Annotated in this window: 1 protein-coding gene; it reads left to right on the forward strand. The window is 46.2% G+C overall.

Annotated elements, in window-relative coordinates; all coding sequences use genetic code 11:
* Nucleotides 1-201: NADPH-dependent 7-cyano-7-deazaguanine reductase (locus ABUA47_RS21560; protein WP_410520194.1), on the forward strand; the 201-nt coding region annotated here is incomplete at its 5' end.
* Nucleotides 202-290 lie beyond the last annotated feature (89 nt).

Raw genomic sequence — 290 nt, forward strand, 5'->3', positions numbered from 1 at the left:
CGCAATCATGGTGCTTTCCACGAGGATTGCGTGAACATCATAATGAAAGACCTCATTCATTTGATGAACCCTAAGTATATTGAGGTGACGGGTATCTTCACCCCGCGCGGAGGCATCTCCATTTATCCGTATGCCAATTACGGACGTCCCGGCACGAAGTTCGAGCAGATGGCAGAGCATCGTTTGATGAACCGTGAATGAGGACTGTTTTTGAAGGCCTCCGTAAATAATAAAGGGAGGCTTTGGGAGCAAATGATTGTTGCGCCGCTATATTTTATATTCTTGCTTAC

Source organism: Bacteroides sp. RTP31139st1_H2_RTP31139_211217, from assembly GCF_040227615.1.
Lineage (GTDB): Bacteria > Bacteroidota > Bacteroidia > Bacteroidales > Bacteroidaceae > Bacteroides > Bacteroides uniformis.